Raw genomic sequence first — 3,875 nt, forward strand, 5'->3', positions numbered from 1 at the left:
TTCCTGAGCGAGCGCAAGATGACCCGCCAGTACCACCCGGAATTCCTGGAGGTGCTCGACGAGCTGCCGCGCACCCCCTCCGGCAAGATCCAGAAGTTCAAGCTACGCGAACAGGCCAGCCAGAGCGGCTGACCCCAGTCCCCGCGACAAGCCAGAAACCCCAACTCCCGTGGAGAGACAGCCATGAAAGGACTTAACAACAGAACCGTGATCGTGACCGGCGGCGGCGGAGGCATCGGCCGCGCGGTATGCAAGCGCTTCGCCGAACACGGCGCCAGGGTTGCGGTGCTGGACCGTGACGAGGCCGCCGCCCAGGCCACCGTGGACGCCATCGGCGAGACCGACGGCAAGGCCAAGGCCTACGCCGCGGACATTACCGACTATGACGCCATCGTCGCCACCGTGGCGAGCATCGAGCAGGACCTCGGCACCCCCACGGTACTGGTCAACAACGCCGGCTTCGATCGCTTCATGCCGTTCCTCAAGACCGAGCCCTCCATGTGGGAGTCGCTGATCGCCGTCAACCTGACCGGTGCACTCAACATGCACCACGTGGTGCTGCCGAAGATGGTCGAGGCCGGTGGCGGCCGGGTGATCAACATCGCCTCCGACGCGGCCCGGGTCGGTTCCTCCGGTGAGGCCGTCTACGCCGCCTGCAAGGCCGGCCTGATCGGCCTGAGCAAGACCCTGGCCCGGGAGCTCGCCAGCAAGAACGTGACCCTCAACGTGGTCTGCCCCGGCCCCACCGATACCGCCCTGCTCAAGGGCGTGGCAGAAACCGCCCGCGACCCGGAAAAGCTGCTCGAGGCCTTCCGTAACGCCGTGCCCATGCGCCGCATCGGCCAGCCCGAGGACTACCCCGGCATCATCACCATGCTGGGCAGCGACGAGGCCAGCTTCATCACCGGCCAGGTGGTCAGTGTGTCCGGCGGCCTGACCATGGCCGGCTAAGCCGCTCGCTACTTCTTCTTTTCTGCTGCGAAATCCAGGAGCCACAGGATGAACTACGAAGATATTCTCTATGACGTTACCGATGGTGTGGCCACCATCACCATCAACCGCGCGGACCGCTACAACGCCTTTCGCGGCCAGACCTGCATGGAGCTGCTCGACGCCTTCAACCGCGCCGGCTGGGACAAGTCCATCGGCGTGATCGTGCTGACCGGCGCCGGCGACAAGGCCTTCTGCACCGGCGGCGACCAGGGCGCCCACGAGGGACAGTACGACGGCCGCGGCATCATCGGCCTGCCCGTGGAGGAGCTGCAGACCCTGATCCGCCAGGTGCCCAAGCCGGTCATCGCCCGGGTCAACGGCTTCGCCATCGGCGGCGGCCATGTGCTGCACGTGGTGTGTGACCTCTCCATTGCCTCCGAGACCGCCGTCTTCGGTCAGGTCGGCCCCAAGGTCGGCTCGGTGGATCCCGGCTTCGGCACCGCCTACCTGGCGCGTGTCGTGGGCGAGAAGCGCGCCCGCGAGATCTGGTACCTGTGCCGCAAGTACAGCGCCCAGCAGGCGCTGGACTGGGGCCTGGTCAACGCCGTGGTGCCACCCGAGCAGCTCGACGAAGAAGTGCGCAAGTGGTGCGACGAGATCCTCGAGAAGAGCCCCACCGCGCTCTCCATCGCCAAGCGCTCCTTCAATGCCGACAGCGAGAACATCGCCGGCATCGGCGCCCTGGGCATGCAGACCCTCAGCCTCTACTACGAGACCGAGGAGTCGAAGGAAGGGGTCGCGGCCTTCAAGGAGAAGCGCAAGCCCGAGTTTCGCAAGTACTACAACAAGTGATGCCGGTTCGGCGTTGAAGGTTGATACGTGATGCCATCGGCCCCGGCGGGTCGATGGCTCCCAGGAAGAGGATGGAGACCGCCATGAACTTTGCCTTTACCGAACAGCAGGAGGCCATTCGCGAAAGCGTGGCCAAGCTGTCAGCCGACATGCTGGCACCCCGCTACCGAGCCCGTGAGCAGGAAGCCTGCATCGAGCGCGAGATCGTCGAGATGCTCGGCGAGATGGGCTGCCTGGGCGGCGAGCTGCCCGAGGAGTACGGCGGCAGCGGCCTGGACTGCGTGACCAGCGGCGTGATCGTCGAGGAGATCGCCCGCGGCGACTTCAATGTCGGCTACCTGCCGCTGCTCGCCTCGCTCAACGGCCAGATCATCGCCAGTCATGCGCGCCCGGAGCTGGCCCGGGAGTGGCTGGCCGGCATCACCTCCGGCAAGAAGATCTGCTGCATCGCCCTGACCGAACCCCATGGTGGTTCCGACGCCGCCAACCTCAAGCTGAAGGCGACCCGTGACGGCGAAAACTTCGTGCTCAACGGCGAGAAGACCTCCATCTCCATGGCCGACCAGGCCGATGTCGCCGTGGTCTTCGCGCGCACCGGCACCCAGGAGCAGCGCGCCAGCGGCATCAGTGCCTTCCTGGTGCCCATGGACCTCCCCGGCATCTCCACCAGCCGCTTCGAGGATTCCGGTCAGCGCGCCATTGGCCGCGGTTCGATTTTCTTCGACAATGTGTCGGTCCCGGCGGACCACATGCTCGGCGACGAGGGCCAGGGCTTCAAGCAGGTGATGCAGGGCTTCGACTACAGCCGCGCGCTGATCGGCCTGCAGTGCCTGGCGGTGGCCCAGCAGTCGCTGGACGAGACCTGGCAGTGGCTCACCGAGCGCGAGGCCTTCGGCCAGCCGCTGGCGGCCTTCCAGGGTCTGACCCATCCGCTTGCCGAGTACCAGACCTATGTCCAGGCCGCCCGCATGCAGTGCTACTATGCGCTGTGGCTGAAGGACAACGACCTGCCTCACACCGCCGAGGCCGCCATGAACAAGTGGTGGGGCCCCAAGCTGGCCTTCGACGTCGTCAAGCAGTGCATGCTGGCTCACGGCCACACCGGCTGGGGCGAGGACCTGCCCTTCTCTCAGCGCATGCGCGATGTGCTGGGCCTGCAGATCGGCGATGGCACCGCCCAGATCATGAAGAACATCATTGCGCGCCAGTCGGTCCCCCGGTGAATGATACCGTCGGTGTGCGGGGCACCCTCCACCGCCTGGCGCTGCCGCTATACCATAAAGGAGTGTTACCGATGGCAGCCCAGGATGACAGAAGCGTCGCCAACCGCCTGTTCTTTCGTCTCTTCCAGGCCAGCAACATCCTGCAGAAGCAGACGGCAAGCGCCGTGGGACTGACCACGGTGCAGTGGGCAGTACTGGGGGCGCTGTCTCGCCGCGGCTACGAGAACGGTATCGCCTTCAACGACCTGGTCGAATACCTGATCGTCAGCCGGCAGAGCCTGGACGGCGTCCTCAAGCGCCTGGAGCGCGAGGGGCACGTACGAAGGATCCCCCATCCCGACGATGGGCGAGCACGACTGATCCTGCTCACCGAACAGGGCAGGGAGTACTGGAAGAGCCTTCAGCCAAAGATCCATGATTTCTATACTCAGGGCCTCGAGAACCTGAGCTTCGACGAGACGGTCAGCCTGCTGCACTACCTCAACAAGTTCCAGAAGAATCTCCAGAACATCCAACCCATGCCTATTGAACGCGAGCAGGAAAGCTCCAAAGAGCAAGGAGCCGAAGGCTTGACCGACATGGGTTATCGATGACCGGAAAGCCGCCACAAGCTGAAAATACCCCGTGACCCCCTAGGCAAGAGCGTAGACCAAGCGTCTCCAGCTGCCAGACCCTTTCGACACAAATAGCAATACATTGACACAAAAAACGACCTGGCCTAGCTTACCCTCAGGCAGGTGGTGTTGCCATCGGCAGAATAGCAACAAGCGCATGATCAAAAACAATTACTATCAGGAGCTTGCATGCCAATCCATACGAATCTGACGCCTGAGCGCAGAAGCACCATGGTTGAGCAGGGCGTCTGGA

The 3,875-nt window shown here is 64.2% G+C and carries 4 protein-coding genes; all 4 read left to right on the forward strand.

The window, feature by feature from the left end; all coding sequences use genetic code 11:
- The first annotated feature begins 183 nt into the window (after positions 1-183).
- The 4 genes from RAN53_RS16240 (at position 184) to RAN53_RS16255 (ending at position 3,601) form a co-directional block, all read left to right on the forward strand.
- Positions 184-951 carry an SDR family NAD(P)-dependent oxidoreductase gene (locus tag RAN53_RS16240; RefSeq protein ID WP_305797843.1) on the forward strand — a complete coding sequence of 256 codons (768 nt, stop codon included), beginning with the start codon at positions 184-186 and terminating at the stop codon, positions 949-951.
- Positions 952-999: 48 nt separating this feature from the next.
- Positions 1,000-1,785: an enoyl-CoA hydratase-related protein gene (locus RAN53_RS16245; RefSeq protein WP_305797844.1), complete on the forward strand. Its 786-nt coding sequence runs from the start codon at positions 1,000-1,002 to the stop codon at positions 1,783-1,785.
- Positions 1,786-1,868: 83 nt separating this feature from the next.
- Positions 1,869-3,008: a cyclohexanecarboxyl-CoA dehydrogenase gene (gene aliB, locus RAN53_RS16250; protein WP_305797845.1), complete on the forward strand. Its 1,140-nt coding sequence runs from the start codon at positions 1,869-1,871 to the stop codon at positions 3,006-3,008.
- A 71-nt stretch (positions 3,009-3,079) separates the two neighbouring features.
- Positions 3,080-3,601: a MarR family winged helix-turn-helix transcriptional regulator gene (locus RAN53_RS16255; RefSeq protein ID WP_305797846.1), complete on the forward strand. Its 522-nt coding sequence runs from the start codon at positions 3,080-3,082 to the stop codon at positions 3,599-3,601.
- Positions 3,602-3,875: the final 274 nt, after the last annotated feature.

The sequence above is a fragment of the Halomonas sp. SSL-5 genome (genome assembly GCF_030708455.1).
Lineage (GTDB): Bacteria > Pseudomonadota > Gammaproteobacteria > Pseudomonadales > Halomonadaceae > Halomonas.